This window comes from Arthrobacter sp. 01T425, from assembly GCF_056398725.1.
In genome coordinates this window covers 1-17,619 of sequence record NZ_JBFTPY010000032.1, presented here as the reverse complement: position 1 = coordinate 17,619, position 17,619 = coordinate 1, and the positions used below count along the sequence as shown (strand labels likewise).

The window sequence follows — 17,619 nt, the reverse complement described above, 5'->3', positions numbered from 1 at the left end:
TCCTGAAGGTGGACGCCGCAGCCCCTGGGGCCAGGCGGCGCGTACGCAAAATAGTCACTTCAGGATACCTGTCCGGGGTCCACTTTGAACCCTTGCATTGAAACGAATCAAAAGCGGCGTCACGAATGCCTGACGTCAGTTGACGTGTTGATTTGAAGACCATATGATTCAAATCACAACTCGTTATGAAACGATTCATTGCAGTGTTCACTAAGCCCCAAAGGTGCGGTCAATTTTATGCAGCAGACACACAGTTCCCGGTCCGGCCCCGCTGAGGGGGAGCAGGTTCCGGTCCTCTCGCTCTCCCACGCAGCCAAGACCTTCGGCCCGGTGGTCGCCCTGGCCGACGGCACCATCCACATCGAGGCTGGCGAAATCCACGCACTCGTCGGCGAGAACGGCGCCGGCAAGTCCACGCTGGTGAAAATCCTCGCAGGCCTGCACCACCCCGATTCCGGCGACTTCCAGGTGGCAGGCCAGAGCGTCCAGTTCCGCAATGTTGCCGAGAGCAAGGACGCCGGAATCTCGGTCATCTACCAGGAACCCACGCTCTTCCCCGACCTGAGCGTCGCGGAGAACATTTTCATCGGCCGCCAGCCCAAGGGCCGCTTCGGGCTCATCAGCAAAGCGACCATGGTCAGGGAGGCGCGCAAGCTGTTCGAGCGGCTCGGCGTTCCGATCGACCCGACCCGCATCGCCGAAGGCCTGTCCATCGCGGACCAGCAGATCATTGAAATCGCCAAGGCCATTTCGCTGGACGCCAAAGTCCTGGTGATGGACGAGCCCACGGCAGCCCTCAGCGGCGTCGAGGTGGAACGGCTGTTCGCCGTGGCCCGGAGCCTCCGGGACCGCGGGACCGGCATCCTCTTCATTTCGCACCGTTTCGACGAAGTCTTTGACCTGTGCGACCGCATCACCGTGATGCGGGACGGCCGGTACATCTCCACCCACCGCACGGCCGACGTCACCGTCGAGCAGATCGTTCGCGAGATGGTGGGCCGCGACATTGGCGCCCTGTTCCCCAAGACCCCTGCCGAGATCGGCGACGTGGTCCTGAAAGTGGACGGCCTCAGCCGCGCCGGGGTGTTCCGCGATATCAGCTTCGAGGTCCGCGCCGGGGAAATCGTTGCCTTGGCCGGCCTCGTCGGCGCCGGCCGCACAGAGGTGGCCCGTGCCGTATTCGGAATCGACCCCTACGACGCCGGCGATATCACCTTCGACGGACGCAAGCTCAGGCCGAGGAATCCCCAGGTGGCCATCACCGCCGGCATGGGCTTCGTGCCGGAGGACCGCCGCAAGCAGGGCCTCGTGATGGACCTGTCCGTGGCCCGGAACGTCACGCTCACGCTGCGCAACAAGTACACGACGGCGGGCCTGATCAACGGGGGCGCGGAGCGGCGCGCAGCCCAGGAATGGAGCAAACGGCTCCAGGTCAAGACCGGCTCGCAGGAGTACGCCGTCTCCACGCTCTCCGGCGGCAACCAGCAAAAGGTGGTGCTCGCCAAGTGGCTGGCCACGGACCCGCGGCTGCTGATCATCGACGAGCCCACCCGCGGCATCGACGTCGGCACCAAGAGCGAGGTCCACCGGCTCATATCGGACCTTGCCGGGCGCGGGATCGCGATCCTGATGATCTCCTCGGAACTGCCCGAGGTCCTCGGCATGGCGGACCGCGTCCTGGTCATGCGCGAAGGTCGGATCACCGCCGAACTCGACCGTGCCGATGCGAACCCCGAATCGGTCATGCACGCCGCCACGTCTTCCGCAGGAGGAACCCTGTGAGCTCAGCTCTGGACCACAAGAACGCAACGACGCCGGCACCCGACGCCGGAGCCCGGGGCGCCGTCGCCTCGCTGCTGCGGATGCGCGAGCTCCCCGTGCTGGTCGCGCTGGCACTGCTGGTACTCGTCACCTACCTGATCAACCCGCTGTTCCTCACCGCCCAAGGCGTGAAGGACCTGCTGCTCAACGCCACGATCATCATGATTCTGGCGGTGGGGCAGACCCTGCTGATCATCACCAGGAACATCGACCTTTCCGTCGGCTCCATGCTGGGGCTGGTCGCCTTCGGCACCGGCTCCCTTTTCTCGGCCATGCCCGACGTGCCGATCATCGCAGTCTTTGTGATCGGCATGGCCTTCGGGGCGCTGCTGGGCGCCGTCAACGGCGCCCTGGTCACCCTCGCCAAAGTACCCGCCCTGGTCATCACCCTCGGGACGCTCTACGTGTACCGCGGCCTGAACAACGCCTGGGCCGGCGGCAAGCAGTACTTCGCCGGCGACCGTCCGGAGGAGTTCGGCGCCCTCTCGGTGAACACCTTTCTGGGGTTCCCCGTCATCACGCTGCTGGCCATCGTCGTCGTGATCGCCGTCGCCATCTACATGTCCGGCACCCGCCCGGGCCGTGACCTGTACGCCATCGGCTCGGACCCGGACGCGGCCACCGCCTTCGGCATCAAGGTCTCCAAGCGCGTGTTCCTCGCGTTCCTGGCCAACGGCGCGCTCGCCGGCCTGGCCGGTGTGCTTTACGCCAGCCGCTTCAACTCCGTCGGCGCCACCACCGGCACCGGGATGGAACTGACCGTGGTGGCGGCCGCCGTCGTCGGTGGTGTGGCCATCTTCGGCGGCAGCGGATCGGTGACCGGGGCCGCGCTCGGCGCCGTGCTCCTGACCACCATCACCAGCTCCCTGACCGCCCTGCGGGTGGACAAGTTCTGGCAGCAGGCGATCGTCGGCGTGCTGATCCTCACCGCCATCATCATCGACCGCGTGGCCAGCCTGCGCACAGCCAAGAAACTGCGGATTAGCGAGGCTCGCAATGTCTGAAACCACGTCCACCACCAGCACGGCGCCGGCTCCCGTGGCTGACAACACCAAGCCGCTGGCCAGCGAACCGAAGGGCCGGACCGGGGCCGCGCGGATCCTGATGGGCCGTGACGCGGTCACCATCTACGCCCTGATTGCTTTCCTGATCTACGCCGCCATCGCCATCCCGCGCTTCGCCTCGCCGGTCACCACCGGCTTCCTGCTCCTGGACGTGATCCCGGTCCTGCTGATTGCCATGCCGATGACGCTGATCATCATCACGGGCGAAATCGACTTGTCCGTGGCCAGCACCGCCGGCCTGACCAGCGCCCTGATGGGCGTCCTCTGGGCCGGCGGGACGGACATCTGGCTGGCCCTGGCAATCAGCCTGCTGGCAGGAATTGCCGCCGGCATGTTCAACGGCTTCCTGATCGCGGTCCTCGGACTGCCCTCCCTGGCGGTCACCATCGGCACCCTGGCGTTGTTCCGAGGCCTGGCCCTGGTCATCATCGGCGACAACGCCGTGGCCAACTTCCCCAAGGCGCTGACCGCCTTCTTCACCTCCAAAATCGGCGGTACCGGCATCCCCACGGTGATGATCGGCGTCGTCGTGGTGATGGTCTTCTTCGGCGTGCTGCTGCACTTCACACCGTTCGGACGCGGCCTCTATGCGATGGGCTACAGCAAGGAAGCCGCCAGCTTCGTCGGGATCAACGTCGCCCGCAGCAAGTTCTGGCTCTACGTCGGGTCCGGCGCCGTTTCGGCTCTCGCCGGCATCTACTGGACGCTGCGCTACACAAGCGCCCGCAGCGACAACGCTTCCGGCCTGGAACTGGCCGTCATCGCCGCCGTCCTGCTGGGCGGCGTGTCGATCTTCGGCGGCAAGGGCTCCATCCCCGGCGTCATCGCCGGCGTCCTGCTGATCGGCACGCTCAACTACGCCCTCCGCCTGGCCCGGGTGTCCGACGTCGTCCTCATCACGGTGACCGGACTGCTGCTGATCCTCTCAGTGGTGGCGCCGAGCATCGGCTCCGCCATCAGGCAATGGCGGCACACCCGCCGCGTCCGCCGAAGTTTCACCCGCAAGGCCACCTGAAATCTGCACACCACAACAAACCGCGCCCGCCTGGGACCGGCTGTACCGACCGCACGAAGGAAAAGGGAAGAACAATGATGTTGAACCGCAAGAACAAGGGCCGGACCGGCCGACTGGGAAGCATGGTGGCCATCACCGCCGTGGCCGCACTGGCGCTGACAGCCTGCAACAGCGGCTCTGCATCCTCGACCGATACCAGCAGCCCCTCGGCAGGCGGCGGGGACCAGAAGATCACCTTCATCCCCAAGCAGCTGAACAACCCGTACACGGACGTTGTTCTGGGCGGCGGCAAGAAGGGCGCCACCGAGGCAGGATTCGCCTCCTCGCAGGTCGTCGGACCGCTGGAAGCCTCCGCCTCCAGCCAGGTTTCGTTCATCAACGCCGAGACGCAGGCCGGCACGAACGTCATCGCGATTGCCGCCAATGACCCCGACGCCGTCTGCACCGCCCTCGGCGAAGCCCGTTCCGCAGGCGCCAAGATCGTCGCGTTCGACTCGGATACCAATCCCGACTGCCGCGACATCTTCATCAGCCAGGTCGTCGCCAAGGACGTTGCCTTGATCCAGACCAAGCTGATTTCCGAGCAGATCGGCGGCAGCGGCGAGATCGCCATCCTGTCCGCCACCGCCAACGCCACCAACCAGAACGAGTGGATTAAGTACATGGAGGAGGAGCTCGCCTCCAACCCCGCGTACAAGGACATCAAGCTTGTGGCCAAGGTCTACGGCGATGACAACGACACCAAGTCCTTCCAGGAAGCCCAGGGCCTCATGCAGGCCCACCCGAACCTGAAGGGCATCATCTCGCCCACCACAGTGGGCATCGCCGCCACCGCCCGGTACCTCTCAACGTCCGCCTACAAGGGCAAGGTTGCCCTGACCGGGCTCGGACTGCCGAATGAAATGCGGCCCTTCGTGAAGGACGGAACCGTCAAGGAGTTCGCCCTCTGGGATCCGGCACAGCTCGGCTACGTGGCGGCGTTCGCCGGCAAGGCCCTCAAGGACGGCAAGATCACCGGCGCCGAAGGGGATACCTTCACCGCCGGCGAACTAGGCGAACGCAAGGTCGAAAAGGGCGGCCTGGTGATCGTCGGCCCGCCGACGGTCTTCAACGCCGAGAACATCGACAAGTACAACTTCTGATCCGTTCCTGACCCATCCCGAGCGGCCGGGCGGGCCGCCGACAGCCCGCCCGGCACCTCACCACTTCACTCCGTTCCGCTTCACCGGTGCCGCAGCACCGGGCCCACGGCGTCAACTCCACAGCCGTGCCCGGAAACCACGTTCCGGAGCCCCAGATCCCCCTTTTCATGCCGGAAGGCCCCCCACATGAACCAGAAACAACCGGCAGACCGGCTGCTGCAACCGCACCGGCGCCGCCCCACCCGCATCGGGCTGGTCTCCGGCGGTCTCGGCGCCTACTGGCCCCAGTTCCCGGAGCTGCTGCCGCAGCTGCGGGAGTCCGTCCGGTACGTCACCGGCCGCTTCCAGGAGCTCGACGCCGACGTCGTCGACACCGGCTTCATCTCCGACGCGCAGGAGGCCGCCGCGGCCGGCGAAAAGCTCCGCGTCGCCGACTGCGACCTCATCGTCATCTTCCTCACCACGTACCTGACGTCCTCCATGGTCCTGCCCATCGCCCAGCGCGCGAAGACCCCCGTCCTGGTGATCGACCTGCAGCCAACCGAAGCGATGGACCACGCCAACTTTGACACCGGCAAGTGGCTGGCCTACTGCGGCCAGTGCCCGGTGCCGGAGGTCGCCAACGTCTTCCGCCGGGCCGGGATCGACTTCCGCTCCGTCTCGGGGCACCTTAAGCAGGAGTCCGCCTGGGAGCGGATCACCGCGTGGGTCCACGCCGCCGGCGTCCGCGCCCGGCTCCGCAATGCCCGGCACGGGCTCATGGGCCACCTCTATCCGGGCATGCTCGATGTCGCCACCGACCTCACCACCGTGTCCACCACCTTCGGCTCCCACGTGGAGGTGCTCGAATTCGATGACCTCCGCGAACGGGTCAACGCCGTCACGGAGGCGGAGGTGACCGAACGGCTCGGGCTCGCCCGCGAACTTTTCGTTGTGGATGACTCCGTGAACGACGACGACTTCGCGTGGGGTGCGAAGGTGTCCGTCGGCCTGGACCGCCTTGTGGAGGACTTCGACCTGGACTCCGTGGCCTACTATCACCGCGGACTGGCCGGCGAACAGCACGAACGGCTCGGCGCCGGGATGATCCTGGGCTCCTCCATCCTGACGGCCCGGGGCATCCCGATGGCCGGCGAGTTCGAGCTGCGGACCTCCATCGCCATGCTGGCGGCCCAGGCGATCGGCGCCGGGGGATCATTTACCGAGATCCAGGCCCTGAACTTCCTCGACAACGTGGTCGAAATGGGACACGACGGCCCGGCCCACCTGGCCGTGTCCGCCCAGGACCCGCTCCTGCGCGGACTCGGCATCTACCACGGCAAACGCGGCTGGGGCGTCTCGGTCGAATTCGATGTTCGCCACGGCCCCGTCACCACCTTCGGCCTCGGCCAGGACCCGGACGGAAGCTACGTGTTCGTCACCTCCGAGGGCGAGGTGGTTCCCGGCCCGCTCCTGCAGATCGGCAACACGACCTCCCGGGTGGACTTCGGCGGGGACCCCGGGCTCTGGGTGGACGTCTGGAGCCAGACCGGAATCGGCCACCACTGGGCCCTGTGCGTCGGCCACCGCGCCGCCGACATCAAGGCCGCCGCATCCCTGCTGGGCATCGAACACCGCCACGTGGTGCTCTCATGAGCACGCAACGCGTCTGCTTCCAGCTCCAGGTCAAGCCCGCGCTGATCGGGGAATACACCCGCCGGCACGCCGCCGTCTGGCCGGAGATGCTCCGGGCCCTCAAGGCCTCGGGCTGGAACAACTACTCACTCTTCCTCCGGCCCGACGGGCTCCTGATCGGCTACTTCGAAACGGACAGCCTGACCGAAGCCCAGGCCCGGATGGCAGCCACTGACGTCAACGCCCACTGGCAGGCCGAGATGGCTGGCTTCTTCGACGACCTCGCCGGAGCGCCGGACCAAGGCTTCCTCCAGCTCACCGAAATCTTCAATCTCGAGGACCAGTTGTCCGCAGCAAACGCCGCCGGGGACAACCACCAACCGCAGAAGGAACAACCATGAACACCACAGAAACGGCCCTGGGCCGCCTCGGGGAACTCGCCATCGAGGTCCCGTCCTGGGCCTACGGCAACTCCGGCACCCGCTTCAAGGTGTTCGGCACTCCCGGCACCCCGCGCACGGTCCACGAGAAGCTGGCCGACGCCGCGAAGGTCCACGAACTCACCGGACTCGCGCCCACCGTGGCGCTGCACATCCCCTGGGACAAGGTGGATGATTACGCGGCCCTGAAGGAGTTCGCGGCGGAGCTCGGCGTGGGACTCGGCACCATTAACTCCAACACCTTCCAGGACGACGAGTACAAGTTTGGTTCCCTGACCTCCTCGAACCCTGCGGTCCGCCGCCGCGCGATCGACCACCACCTCGAGTGCCTGGAGATCATGAACGCCACGGGCTCGCGGGATCTGAAGATCTGGCTCGCGGACGGCACCAACTACCCGGGCCAGGACGACATGCGCGGCCGGCAGGACCGCCTGGCCGAGTCGCTGCACGAAATCTACGCGGCCCTGGGCGACGAGCAGCGCCTGGTGCTGGAGTACAAGTTCTTCGAGCCGGCTTTCTATCACACCGACGTTCCGGACTGGGGGACCTCCTACGCCCAGACCCTGGCCCTGGGGGAGAAAGCCTTTGTCTGCCTCGACACCGGCCACCACGCCCCCGGCACCAACATCGAGTTCATCGTCATGCAGCTGCTGCGCCTGGGCAAGCTCGGCTCCTTCGATTTCAACTCCCGCTTCTACGCGGACGATGACCTGATCGTCGGTGCGGCGGATCCCTTCCAGCTCTTCCGCATCATGCACGAGGTCATCCGCGGCGGCGGGTTCGGTAAGTCCGCAGGAGAGAATTCAGCCGTCGCCCTGATGCTGGACCAGTGCCACAACCTGGAGGAAAAGATCCCGGGCCAAATCCGGTCCGTGCTCAATGTCCAGGAAATGACCGCCCGCGCCCTGCTGATCGACACCGACGCGCTGGCCGAGGCCCAGCGCAGCGGCGACGTCCTGGCCGCCAACGGCATCTTCAACGATGCCTTTTACACCGATGTCCGCCCCGCGCTGGCGCATTGGCGTGAATCCCGCGGCCTGCCCGCGGACCCGATGGCCGCCTTCAAGGCCAGCGGTTACCAGAAGAAGATCAACGAGGACCGCGTCGGCGGCCACCAGGCCGGATGGGGCGCTTAAATAATGACCAATAAGACTGTTGAAGAACTGATCTCCCGTTCGAACCGCCTCGGCGCGGACAAGCGGAACACCAACTTCGCCGGCGGCAACACCTCCGCCAAGGGCACCGAAAAGGACCCCGTGACCGGCGACGACGTCGAGCTCCTGTGGGTCAAGGGCTCCGGCGGTGACCTGGGCACGCTGAAGGCCGAGGGCCTTGCCGTGCTGCGGCTGGACCGGCTGCAGGCGCTCAAGAACGTGTACCCCGGCGTCGAGCGTGAAGACGAAATGGTCGCCGCGTTCGATTACTGCCTGTTCGGCAAGGGCGGCGCCGCCCCCTCGATCGACACCGCCATGCATGGCCTGATCGATGCCGCGCACGTGGACCACCTGCACCCGGACTCCGGCATCGCCCTCGCCACGGCCGCCGACGGCGAGGCCCTGACCAAGGAGATCTTCGGCGAGAAAGTGGCCTGGGTGCCGTGGCGGCGCCCCGGCTTCCAGCTCGGCCTGGACATCGCCGCGATCAAGGACGCCAACCCTCAGGCCGTCGGAACCATTCTGGGCGGCCACGGCATCACCGCCTGGGGCGCCACCAGCGAGGAAGCCGAAGCCAACTCGCTGTGGATCATCGAGCAGGCCGAGGAGTACATCAAGGACCACGGAAAGAACGAACCGTTCGGTCCCAAGCTGCCCGGCTACGCCGCCCTCCCGGAAACCGAGCGCCGCGCGAAGGCCGCCGCCCTGGCCCCCGTGATCCGCGGCCTCGCCTCGACGGACAAGCCGCAGCTCGGGCACTTCAGCGACGACCCCGCCGTCCTGGCGTTCCTGGAAAGCGCCGAACACCCGCGGCTCGGGGCCCTGGGCACGTCCTGCCCGGACCACTTCCTGCGCACCAAGGTCAAGCCGCTGGTCCTGGACCTGCCCGCCGACGCCCCGGTTGAAGACTCTGTGGCCCGGCTGAAGGAACTCCACGCCGCCTACCGCGAGGACTACCAGGGGTATTACGACCGGCACGCGACCCCGGACAGCCCCGCCCTGCGCGGCGCGGACCCGGCGATTGTGCTGGTGCCCGGCGTGGGCATGTTCTCTTTCGGCGCGAACAAGCAGACCGCCCGGGTGGCGGGGGAGTTCTACCTCAACGCCATCAACGTCATGCGCGGCGCCGAAGCCGTCTCCACCTATGCCCCGATCGAGGAAGCCGAGAAGTTCCGGATCGAATACTGGGACCTGGAGGAAGCCAAACTGGCCCGGATGCCCAAGCCGAAATCCCATGTTGGCCGGATCGCCCTGGTGACCGGTGCGGCGTCGGGCATCGGCAAGGCGATCGCCACCCGCTTCGCCGCCGACGGCGCGTGCGTGGTCATCGCGGACCTGAACCTGGACAACGCCCGGGCCGTGGCCGCGGAACTCGGCGGCGCCGACGTCGCGATCGGGGTCCAGGCCGACGTCACCGACGAAGCCCAGATCGCCGCCGCCATCCAGGAAGCCGTCCTGGCCTTCGGCGGACTGGACCTGGTGGTCAACAACGCAGGGCTCTCCATCTCCAAGCCGCTGCTGGAAACCACTGAGAAGGACTGGGACCTCCAGCACAACGTCATGGCCAAGGGCTCGTTCCTGGTGGCCAAGGCGGCCGCGCAGGTGATGATTGGCCAGGAGATGGGCGGGGACATCGTCTACATCTCCTCCAAGAACTCCGTGTTCGCCGGCCCGAACAACATCGCATACTCCGCCACCAAGGCAGACCAGGCCCACCAGGTCAGGCTCCTCGCCGCGGAACTGGGCGAGTACGGGATCCGGGTCAACGGCATCAACCCCGACGGCGTGGTCCGCGGCTCCGGGATCTTCGCCGGCGGCTGGGGCGCCAAGCGCGCCGCCGTCTACGGCGTGCAGGAAGAGGAACTGGGCAAGTACTACGCCCAGCGCACCCTGCTCAAGCGCGAAGTGCTGCCCGAAAACGTGGCCAACGCCGCCGCCGTGCTCACCGGCAGCGAGCTCTCCCACACCACGGGGCTCCACATCCCCGTGGACGCCGGCGTGGCCGCGGCCTTCCTGCGATGAGCCTTCCTGCGATGAACGCGGTGCCACCAGCGGATACCGCACCCAGCGGCGGTTTGTACGCCGGGAATGTCGTAGCCGGCAGTGCTTTTGCCGCAATCGACATCGGTGCGTCCTCGGGCCGGGTCATCCTGGGCCGGGTCGCGGGCAGTCCCGGTGGGGCGAGGGCCGAGCTGGAGACCGTGCACCGGTTCCCCAACGGGGTCAAGGAGCTCGACGGCGGCCTCCGCTGGGACTTCGACGCGCTGTTCGCCGAGGTCCTCGCCGGGCTCGCGGCCGCCGCCACGACGGCCGCGGCCCGCGGCGAGAGCATCGCCAGCATCGGGATCGACACCTGGGCCGTGGACTACGGGCTGGTCAACGACGCCGGTGACCTGGTCGCGGCGCCGTTCAGCTACCGCGACAACCGGTCCCGTACCGCCATCTCCCGGGTCCACGAAAAACTCGATCCGGCCCGGCTCTACGCCACCACCGGGCTGCAGTTCCTGCCGTTCAACACGATCTACCAGCTCGCCACGGAGCCGGCGCTGGAGGGGCTGCAGGCGCTGCTCATCCCGGACCTCATCGGGTTCCTGCTCACCGGCCAGCGCCGCACCGAGGCCACCAACGCCTCCACCACCGGGCTCTTCGACGCCGTCGCGGGGGAGTGGGCCACGGAGTTCCTCACCGCCCTGGACCTACCCACGAACCTGTTCCCGCCGCTGATCCAGCCCGGCGAGACCATCGGCACCCTCACCAAGGACATCGCGGGACGCCTGGGACTTCCCGAAACCACGGCCGTGGTGGCCGTCGGCTCGCACGACACCGCCTCGGCCGTCGCCGCCGTACCGGCGGACGCCGGAGGTGCTGGCGCCGGAGATGCTAACGACAATTTCGCCTACGTCTCCTCCGGCACGTGGTCTCTGGTCGGCGTCGAACTGTCCCACCCGGTCCTGACCGAGGCCAGCCGGACCGCGAACTTCACCAACGAACGCGGCGTGGACGGCACCATCCGCTACCTGCGCAACGTCGGCGGCCTCTGGCTGCTCAGCGAGTGCCAGCGCACCTGGGCCGCCGAAGGCTACCGGCCGGGGCTCGAGGAACTGCTCGACGCGGCCGCGACTCTTCCGCCCGGCGGCCCGGTCATCAACGCCGACGACCCCTGTTTCATCGCTCCGGACAACATGCCCGAACGGGTCCGGGCCGCGGTCCGGAACACCGGCGCTGTCTTGCCGGAGCATCCCGCGCACATCGTGCGGTGCATCCTGGACAGCCTTGCCGCCGGCTACGCCCGGACCATCGCCGACGCCGAACGGCTCGCGGACGTCCGGGCCGGCGTCGTGCACATTGTGGGCGGCGGATCCCAGAACCGGCTCCTGTGCCAGCTCACCGCCGACGCCACCGGCAAACGCGTGATCGCCGGACCCGTGGAAGCCACGGCCCTGGGCAACGTCCTGGTCCAGGCCCGCGCCGCCGGCGTGCTCAGCGGCGGCCTGGGGGAGCTGCGTGCCGTGGTGCGTGCCTCCCAGCACCCGGCGGAGTACGTGCCCTCAGCCCGGGCCGCACACCACAGTGTCGTCCCCAGCGGAGGTGCCCAGTGAGGATCGCGCTTTTCGCCACGTGCATCGTTGACGCCATGTACCCGGCCACGGCCCGCGCCACGGTGTCCATCCTGGAACGCCTCGGCCACGAGGTCATCTTTCCGGCCGGCCAGGCCTGCTGCGGGCAGATGCACGTCAACAGCGGCTACCTCAAGGAGGCGCTGCCCGTCGTCGCCAACCATGTGAAGGCCTTCGAAGAAGATGAGTACGACGTCGCCGTCGCACCTTCCGGTTCGTGTGTCGCCTCCGTGAAGCACCAGCACCCCATGGTCGCCCGCCGCTGCGGGGACGCCGGGCTGGAAGCCCGGGCCGCCGCCGTCGGAGCCAAAACCTACGAGCTCTCCCAGCTCCTGGTGGATGTCCTGGGCGTCACCGACGCAGCGGCGCAGCTGGGCTCGTACTTCCCGCACCGGATCACCTACCACCCCAGCTGCCACGGCATGCGCCTGCTCCGGCTCGGCGACCGCCAACTGGACCTGTTGCGCTCGGTCGGCGGCATCGAACTGGCCGAACTGCCCGAGGCCGACCAGTGCTGCGGCTTCGGCGGCACCTTCTCGATGAAGAACGCGGACGTCTCCTCGGCGATGCTGGCGGACAAGACCGCCAACATCTGCGGCACGGGCGCGGAACTTTGCGCCGGCGGCGACGCGTCCTGCCTGATGCACATCGGCGGCGGACTGTCCCGGCAGGGCACCGGCGTCACCACGATGCACTTCGCCGAGATCCTGGCCAGCACCCTCGAGAATCCCGCCGCCGTCTCCGGCGACGTCCGCCTCACCACCGGAAGGACCGCGCGATGAGCGGCACATTCCTGGGGATGCCGTCCCTGCCGGTCTTCGGCATCGGCAACCTGCACGAACACGAGCCCTTCCCGAAAGCCGCCCGCCGCGAGCTCGGCAACCCCCAGCTGCGGGCCAACCTCGGCCACGCCACCCGGACCATCCGGGACAAGCGGCTGGCCGTCGTGTCCGAACTCCCCGACTGGGAGGAGCTGCGCGAGGCGGGCCGGGCGATCAAGGAATCCGTCATGGCCCGGCTGCCGGAACTGCTCGAAGAGTTCGAGGCGAACTTCACCGCCCGAGGCGGGACCATCCACTGGGCCCGCGACGCCGGCGAAGCCAACAGCATTGTCGCCGCCCTCATCCGGGACCAGGGCGCCGACGAGGTGGTCAAGGTCAAGTCCATGGCCACGCAGGAAATCAGCCTCAACGAATACCTCGAAGAACAGGGCATCGCGGCTTACGAGACCGACCTCGCCGAGCTCATCGTCCAACTGGACCACGACAAACCCAGCCACATCCTGGTCCCGGCCATCCACAAGAACCGCAGCCAGGTCCGGGACATCTTCCTGCGCGAAATGGAGGGGGTGGACCCGGAGCTCACCAACGAGCCGGCCCGCCTCGCCGCGGCCGCCCGGGCACACCTGCGCCGCAAGTTCCTCAGCGCCAAGGTGGCCGTGTCCGGCGCGAACTTCGCCCTCGCAGACTCCGGGACCCTGGCCGTCGTCGAGTCCGAAGGCAACGGGCGCATGTGCCTGACGCTGCCGGAAACGCTCATCACTGTCATGGGCGTCGAAAAGCTGCTGCCCGGCTGGGAGGACCTCGAAGTGTTCATGCAGCTCCTCCCGCGGTCCTCAACGGGCGAGCGGATGAACCCCTACACCTCGCTGTGGACCGGCGTCACGCCTGACGACGGGCCGCAGAACGTCCATCTGGTCCTGCTGGATAACGGACGCAGCGCCGCCCTGGCCGACGAAATGGGCCGCTCCGCGCTGCACTGCATCCGTTGCAGCGCCTGCATGAACGTGTGCCCCGTCTACGAACGCACCGGCGGGCACGCCTACGGATCGACCTACCCGGGCCCGATCGGCGCGATCCTGTCCCCGCTGCTGACTGGGATCACGGCGGAGGAGAACAACTCCCTGCCCTATGCTTCCTCCCTGTGCGGCGCCTGCTACGACGCCTGCCCGGTGAAGATCAACATCCCGGACATCCTGGTGCACTTGCGCGGCGAGGACGTGGACAGCAAACGCGGCAAGCGCGGGAAGCGTGGGAGGGAGCGGCTGCCGAGCCAGATGGACCTGGGCATGAAGGCGGCCTCCTGGGCGCTGTCCTCCGGAAAGAATCTCGGCCTTGTGGAGAAGGCGCTCCCGCTGGGACGGATAGCCGCCGGCCCGGACCGGAAAATCACCAAACTGCCCGGCATCGCCGCCGGCTGGACCCAAAGCCGGGACATCCCTGCACCGCCGGGGCAGTCCTTCCGGCAGTGGTGGGACAAGGAACACCGGGCCGCCGGACCCGGTGCAGCCGCCGCCCCGGCTGCCGGCACCGACGCCCCCGGGCCGAAGTCCGCCGGCCCGGGATTAGCCGGAACAGAGGAGAACCCGTGAGCGCGCGCGCAGAAATACTCGACCGGATCCGCTCCGCCCTTCGGGACGCCCCGGCGATACCGGAGGTGCCCCGCGACTACCGGCGCTCCTCCGGGCTGGGCGGGGAAGCGCTGATCGAGCTGCTGACGGACCGGCTCCTCGACTACAAGGCGAACGTCTTCGTCGAGGAAGCCGCCGCGGTGCCGCAGCGGCTCGCCGCGTTGCTGGAGGGCACGGTCCGCTACGCTGTGCCACACGGTCTGGACCAGGCGCTGTTCTCGGAGGCGGACGCGCGCGACGGCGGCTCCGGCCGCCGCGTCACGGACGCCCCCGGGCAGCGGCTCAGCGTCGAGGAGCTCGACGGGATTGACGCCGTCGTCACCGGCAGCGCCGTCGCCGTCGCCGAAACCGGCACCATCATCCTCGATGCCGCACCGGACCAGGGGCGCCGGGTCATCAGCCTCGTCCCGGACCGGCACATCTGCATCGTCCGGGCCGGGGACATTACCGCCATCCTGCCGGAGGCCCTCCGCAGGCTCGACGGCACCCGCCCGCAGACCTGGATCAGCGGTCCCAGCGCCACCAGCGACATCGAACTCGAACGCGTCGAAGGCGTCCACGGCCCCCGGACCCTGGACGTCGTGATCGTCCGCGGGTAGGCGGGAGACCGGGGCCCGCTTCCCTGCCACCGCGAGGGAAGCGGGGCCTCCTGGTTTGTGGTGATGGCCCCGGAAAGTCGTTTGCCCCGATCACTCAGAGGAAACTCATGGTCTTCTCAGCAGGGAGTTGAACCATGGAAGCATGTACCTAGTCGACCCCAGAGCCTATGCGCATCGCCTAATGCACCCTGGCGCCTGGTTCCGCGCGACAATCCGCCGGCACGTCCCCGCAAGCGACCACGCCCGCGACCAGCAGCCCACGCACTCCAGGTTCGACTATCTGGAGGCTGGCCTCATGGGAACACTGAGCACCGCCCATTCACGGCGCAGGGCCAAGGAACTCGAGCAGGCATTCCGGAACGGCGACGTTTCCTACGAGGACGCGTGCATGGAAATGGAGCACCTCGAGGGGGAGCTGTGAACGGCTGGCAGCGCTCGACGGAACCGCGCGATTCGGGTGCCGGTGCCTGCGTTTTAGGAGCAGGTGTTGAGGAAACCTGTGGCGCCAGGGCGGGCATGGAAGGTCACCGTGTGGCCGGCGTCATCGCGGAAGATGGCCTTTGGGCCGGTCACGGTGATGGCGCCGGGCTGGTAGGGGTTTTTCCAGCCTTCAGGCGGGTTGCCGTGGCCGTCGTCCAGCGCCTCGTCTGCGACGAAATAGGTGCCCTGCACGAGAGCTTCATGGATGCCGCAGTGTGTGTAGAGACTGTACGGCGAGCCTGAGGTGTCCATCGTTGTTGGGTTCGCCGGGGTCCCGCTTGTCGGATCCCCCTGCATCGCGCACCCGCACAGCAGCGCCAACCCTGCAGCGGCTGCGAAGCCTAAGTGGTATCGAGCTGTCATGCCCCAAGGCTCTAGGGCGCTGCCTCAATGGTCAAGAGCCGAGCAAGCCTGCCGGCAGGCAAAAGACAGCTGGAAGGGGGCCCGAATGGGGCTGGGCGTAGGGTGGAAGTTGGACGAAAGGAGCACTTCATGAAGAAAATCCTCATGGTACTGACCAGCGTTTCCGAGATCGGCGATACCGGAGAGAAGACCGGCTACAACGTGGCCGAGGCTGCACATCCCTGGAAGGTCTTCAAGGATTCCGGGCATTTCGTCGACTTCGCGTCCATCCAGGGCGGCCAGCCTCCGCGCGACGAGGTGGACTCAGAAGATCCCATCCAGGTCGCCTTCACGGAGGACGAGACCACGCGCGCCGGCCTCTACAACACTGCCCGCGTCGACGTCGTTGATCCCGACCAGTACGACGCCGTCTTCCTCGTGGGCGGCCACGGCACGATGTGGGACTTCCCGGACAGCGAAGGCTTGCAGAATCTGGTGGCCAGCGTCTACAACGCCGGCGGCTTGGTGGGCGCGGTCTGCCACGGACCGGCTGGCCTGCTGAACGTGGAATTGAAGAACGGGCTTCGCCTCGTCGAGGGCCGGAAGGTGGCCGCCTTCACCAACGACGAGGAGGTGGCCGCAGGGAAGGACAAGGTCATCCCGTTCTTCTTGGCCGACCGGCTTGAGGAACAGGGCGCAACCCACGTCTCCGCTGACGTCTTTGAGGAGAAGGTCGTGGTTGACGACCGGCTGGTGACCGGCCAGAACCCGGCCTCAGCCGCCGGCGTGGCCAAGGAGATGGAGAAGCTCTTCGCAGCGGTCATCCACCAGGAAAAAGCCGAGGAACAGCACGACGCGGAGGCTCTGCGCGCCGAGAAGGACGCCGAGAAAGACTCCAAGAAGGCTGCCGCAGAAGCAGAGCACTAACACCAAGATCGCACTGAAACTGGTGGCCACCCCGACAACGGGGTGGCCGCCTCCGCTCTGCGGCAACCGCGAACACAAAACAAGGCTCAGTAGCCGTACTTGTTGACCACGACTTGCACAATGTTGGTGTCGTCGTCCCGACCGTAGTCACTGATCGTGATGCGTACGTTCCAGCCGTCAATGACTCCAACACCCCGGCAGTCCAGTCCGCCCGCATTGATCCTCTGGTCCCGTACGCATGGCTTGTACTCCTGGGGCGTCAAACCCACCTGCTGAACGTACCGCTCCAGGTCACCCTCCCGGTACTTCCGGTGAGTGTCCCAACGGTATGCGTACTGGGAGCAGGGTCCATCGAGCGGGATGCACAGCGCACTGCCCACCGGATTCTGTGTTCTCAAGGGTTCCCATCCCGGCTCTGGTTGGAGGCGGTCGGCAATCGTCTTGAGCTCAGCGACGATCTGATCGCTCTTCCACGATGACCAGAGGAAGAAAGCGATGACAAAGGCAACCGTTACTGCCAGCACACCGAGCCACATTTTGCGGCCCCTGCTCATTCTCGTCACGCTCCCCACGGCGTACCTCTCTGGTTGTGAGACCCGCAGTCCACCCCACCACGGCGCTGGGCTGGTCCACCGACCGTCTCGCCTTCGCCACCTACCGCCCCGAGCCGGGTGAATGACCGTCCTGCCGAGCGGTGGCCGGCCGTGCCTACGGAGTTAACTTACGCGGCGATAGCGGATGTGGGTGGCCAGCGGTGAGTGGAGCACCTCGGCGGGTTCGAAGCCGAAGGATTCAACCCCGTCGAAGATGCGTTCGCCCGAACCGAGCAGGACCGGTGCGATGTTGAGGGTGAGCTCGTCGATCACGCCGGCGATCAGTGCCTGCCGGACGGTCGAGGCCCCGCCGGCGATGTCCACGCCGTTGTCCCCGGCGGCCTGGCGCGCTGCGGAGTAGGCCGCGTCGAAGCCCTCGGTGACGAAGTGGAAGGTCGTTC

17 protein-coding genes are annotated in these 17,619 nt (G+C 67.3%); 14 read left to right on the top strand and 3 right to left on the bottom strand.

Annotated features, from left to right (window positions below; all coding sequences use genetic code 11):
- Window positions 1–237 precede the first annotated feature (237 nt).
- The 13 genes from AC1DNG_RS21300 to AC1DNG_RS21240 all read left to right on the top strand — a co-directional run bounded on the left by AC1DNG_RS21300 (window position 238) and on the right by AC1DNG_RS21240 (window position 15,297).
- The gene (locus AC1DNG_RS21300) at window positions 238–1,782 is read left to right on the top strand and encodes a sugar ABC transporter ATP-binding protein (protein ID WP_476888264.1); all 1,545 of its coding nucleotides are present in this window, start codon (window positions 238–240) and stop codon (window positions 1,780–1,782) included.
- Window positions 1,779–2,825 (top strand): ABC transporter permease, encoded by a 1,047-nt coding sequence (locus AC1DNG_RS21295; protein ID WP_476857786.1) that lies wholly within the window; start codon window positions 1,779–1,781, stop codon window positions 2,823–2,825. The genes AC1DNG_RS21300 and AC1DNG_RS21295 overlap by 4 nt, the downstream gene beginning before the upstream one ends.
- Window positions 2,818–3,900: an ABC transporter permease gene (locus tag AC1DNG_RS21290; RefSeq protein ID WP_476860444.1), complete on the top strand. Its 1,083-nt coding sequence runs from the start codon at window positions 2,818–2,820 to the stop codon at window positions 3,898–3,900. Before AC1DNG_RS21295 ends, AC1DNG_RS21290 begins: the two co-directional genes overlap by 8 nt.
- A 74-nt stretch (window positions 3,901–3,974) precedes the next feature.
- Window positions 3,975–5,042: a rhamnose ABC transporter substrate-binding protein gene (gene rhaS, locus AC1DNG_RS21285; protein ID WP_084476154.1), complete on the top strand. Its 1,068-nt coding sequence runs from the start codon at window positions 3,975–3,977 to the stop codon at window positions 5,040–5,042.
- A gap of 186 nt (window positions 5,043–5,228) precedes the next feature.
- Window positions 5,229–6,677 carry an arabinose isomerase gene (locus AC1DNG_RS21280; protein ID WP_476850646.1) on the top strand — a complete coding sequence of 483 codons (1,449 nt, stop codon included), beginning with the start codon at window positions 5,229–5,231 and terminating at the stop codon, window positions 6,675–6,677.
- A complete protein-coding gene (locus tag AC1DNG_RS21275; protein ID WP_476888263.1) occupies window positions 6,674–7,057 on the top strand; it encodes an L-rhamnose mutarotase in 384 nt (127 codons plus the stop codon). Before AC1DNG_RS21280 ends, AC1DNG_RS21275 begins: the two co-directional genes overlap by 4 nt.
- Window positions 7,054–8,232 carry an L-rhamnose isomerase gene (gene rhaI, locus AC1DNG_RS21270; RefSeq protein ID WP_476888262.1) on the top strand — a complete coding sequence of 393 codons (1,179 nt, stop codon included), beginning with the start codon at window positions 7,054–7,056 and terminating at the stop codon, window positions 8,230–8,232. Before AC1DNG_RS21275 ends, rhaI begins: the two co-directional genes overlap by 4 nt.
- 3 nt (window positions 8,233–8,235) lie before the next feature.
- Entirely contained in the window at window positions 8,236–10,272 is a 2,037-nt protein-coding gene (locus AC1DNG_RS21265; RefSeq protein ID WP_476888261.1) for a bifunctional aldolase/short-chain dehydrogenase, read from the top strand.
- Window positions 10,273–10,283: 11 nt separating this feature from the next.
- The gene (locus tag AC1DNG_RS21260) at window positions 10,284–11,849 is read left to right on the top strand and encodes a rhamnulokinase (RefSeq protein WP_476888260.1); all 1,566 of its coding nucleotides are present in this window, start codon (window positions 10,284–10,286) and stop codon (window positions 11,847–11,849) included.
- Window positions 11,846–12,649, top strand: a complete 804-nt coding sequence (locus AC1DNG_RS21255; RefSeq protein ID WP_476860440.1) for a (Fe-S)-binding protein — start codon at window positions 11,846–11,848, stop codon at window positions 12,647–12,649. Before AC1DNG_RS21260 ends, AC1DNG_RS21255 begins: the two co-directional genes overlap by 4 nt.
- A complete protein-coding gene (locus AC1DNG_RS21250; protein ID WP_476888259.1) occupies window positions 12,646–14,238 on the top strand; it encodes a LutB/LldF family L-lactate oxidation iron-sulfur protein in 1,593 nt (530 codons plus the stop codon). The genes AC1DNG_RS21255 and AC1DNG_RS21250 overlap by 4 nt, the downstream gene beginning before the upstream one ends.
- Window positions 14,235–14,876 (top strand): LutC/YkgG family protein, encoded by a 642-nt coding sequence (locus tag AC1DNG_RS21245; RefSeq protein WP_476888258.1) that lies wholly within the window; start codon window positions 14,235–14,237, stop codon window positions 14,874–14,876. Before AC1DNG_RS21250 ends, AC1DNG_RS21245 begins: the two co-directional genes overlap by 4 nt.
- 181 nt (window positions 14,877–15,057) lie before the next feature.
- A complete protein-coding gene (locus AC1DNG_RS21240) occupies window positions 15,058–15,297 on the top strand; it encodes a hypothetical protein (RefSeq protein WP_476888257.1) in 240 nt (79 codons plus the stop codon).
- 53 nt (window positions 15,298–15,350) lie between these two features.
- Here the strand turns inward: AC1DNG_RS21240 and AC1DNG_RS21235 are convergent, their stop codons facing one another.
- Complete coding sequence (locus AC1DNG_RS21235) at window positions 15,351–15,608, bottom strand: hypothetical protein (protein ID WP_476888256.1); 258 nt, start codon at window positions 15,606–15,608, stop codon at window positions 15,351–15,353.
- Window positions 15,609–15,848: 240 nt separating this feature from the next.
- Between AC1DNG_RS21235 and AC1DNG_RS21230 the strand changes: the two genes are divergently transcribed.
- A complete protein-coding gene (locus AC1DNG_RS21230; protein WP_476888255.1) occupies window positions 15,849–16,625 on the top strand; it encodes a type 1 glutamine amidotransferase domain-containing protein in 777 nt (258 codons plus the stop codon).
- An 86-nt stretch (window positions 16,626–16,711) separates the two neighbouring features.
- On the opposite strand, the gene AC1DNG_RS21225 is transcribed toward AC1DNG_RS21230, so the two are convergent.
- Together AC1DNG_RS21225 and AC1DNG_RS21220 are read right to left on the bottom strand one after the other, a co-directional pair.
- Window positions 16,712–17,179: a hypothetical protein gene (locus tag AC1DNG_RS21225; RefSeq protein ID WP_476888254.1), complete on the bottom strand. Its 468-nt coding sequence runs from the start codon at window positions 17,177–17,179 to the stop codon at window positions 16,712–16,714.
- Window positions 17,180–17,341: 162 nt separating this feature from the next.
- Window positions 17,342–17,619: dihydrofolate reductase family protein (locus tag AC1DNG_RS21220; protein ID WP_476888253.1), on the bottom strand; the 278-nt coding region annotated here is incomplete at its 5' end.

Coding starts and splice junctions, on each gene's coding strand:
- AC1DNG_RS21300 (WP_476888264.1), top strand. CDS start 238: ATGCAGCAGACACACAGTTCCCGGTCCGGCCCCGCTGAGGGGGAGCAG.
- AC1DNG_RS21260 (WP_476888260.1), top strand. CDS start 10,284: ATGAACGCGGTGCCACCAGCGGATACCGCACCCAGCGGCGGTTTGTAC.
- AC1DNG_RS21265 (WP_476888261.1), top strand. CDS start 8,236: ATGACCAATAAGACTGTTGAAGAACTGATCTCCCGTTCGAACCGCCTC.
- AC1DNG_RS21250 (WP_476888259.1), top strand. CDS start 12,646: ATGAGCGGCACATTCCTGGGGATGCCGTCCCTGCCGGTCTTCGGCATC.
- AC1DNG_RS21240 (WP_476888257.1), top strand. CDS start 15,058: ATGCACCCTGGCGCCTGGTTCCGCGCGACAATCCGCCGGCACGTCCCC.
- AC1DNG_RS21280 (WP_476850646.1), top strand. CDS start 5,229: ATGAACCAGAAACAACCGGCAGACCGGCTGCTGCAACCGCACCGGCGC.
- rhaS (WP_084476154.1), top strand. CDS start 3,975: ATGATGTTGAACCGCAAGAACAAGGGCCGGACCGGCCGACTGGGAAGC.
- AC1DNG_RS21275 (WP_476888263.1), top strand. CDS start 6,674: ATGAGCACGCAACGCGTCTGCTTCCAGCTCCAGGTCAAGCCCGCGCTG.
- rhaI (WP_476888262.1), top strand. CDS start 7,054: ATGAACACCACAGAAACGGCCCTGGGCCGCCTCGGGGAACTCGCCATC.
- AC1DNG_RS21225 (WP_476888254.1), bottom strand. CDS start 17,179: ATGAGCAGGGGCCGCAAAATGTGGCTCGGTGTGCTGGCAGTAACGGTT.
- AC1DNG_RS21290 (WP_476860444.1), top strand. CDS start 2,818: ATGTCTGAAACCACGTCCACCACCAGCACGGCGCCGGCTCCCGTGGCT.
- AC1DNG_RS21230 (WP_476888255.1), top strand. CDS start 15,849: ATGAAGAAAATCCTCATGGTACTGACCAGCGTTTCCGAGATCGGCGAT.
- AC1DNG_RS21235 (WP_476888256.1), bottom strand. CDS start 15,608: ATGGACACCTCAGGCTCGCCGTACAGTCTCTACACACACTGCGGCATC.